The sequence below is a fragment of the Pandoraea cepalis genome, from assembly GCF_902459625.1.
Lineage (GTDB): Bacteria > Pseudomonadota > Gammaproteobacteria > Burkholderiales > Burkholderiaceae > Pandoraea > Pandoraea cepalis.
Genome location: NZ_CABPRY010000032.1, coordinates 1 through 620 on the forward strand (window position 1 = coordinate 1; position 620 = coordinate 620).

Genomic DNA, 620 nt, shown 5'->3' on the forward strand with positions numbered 1-620 from the left:
TCTCGCACGCCCTGCCGGGCGCGAGAGGGATTCATTCACGCTTACGCTTTCTTTTCGCTCAACCGGCCCCACAACCGCAAACGCGATACACCCCCGTCCGGAATGATGTTGAAGCGAATGTGCGTGATCGCCCCCAGCTTCTGTACCTGCTCCTCAAAGCCGAATTGCTTGTCCATCGCTAATTTCTGCTCCGGCAACAGCTCGGGCCAGAACATCGACTGCGTAATCAAGGACTGCTCGGTGCCACCCGTCACATACGCCGCCTGAATGGAACAACGGTCCGGGAAGTTGCCCTTGAAGTGCGCCGTGTCCACTTCGATCTTGGCAATCTCGCCCGGCTGCGCCAGCGCAATGATCGCCCAGTCGTTACCCGGCTCACGACGTCGACGCGTCTCCCACCCATCCCCCATGTTCACCCCTCGGCCCGGCATCAACAGGTTCGACGCCATGCCGAAATGCTGGTTGTTCGCCGCCACGACGTAACCGCCATTCTCCATCGCGATCAGGTCGATCAACTCGTCACGCGAGCGTCGCGCCCAATCGCTCTGCGGCAAGCCATACACGCGCAAACGCGCCAGACCACCATCGGGGTACAGGTTCACTCGCACATGGGTCACCGC

1 protein-coding gene is annotated in these 620 nt (G+C 61.0%); it reads right to left on the reverse strand.

Translation table 11 applies throughout. The annotated features are described in order from the left end of the window. Nucleotides 1–41: 41 nt before the first annotated feature. The coding region (gene alc, locus PCE31107_RS23260; RefSeq protein WP_150610800.1) for an allantoicase at nt 42–620 on the reverse strand (579 nt) is incomplete at its 5' end.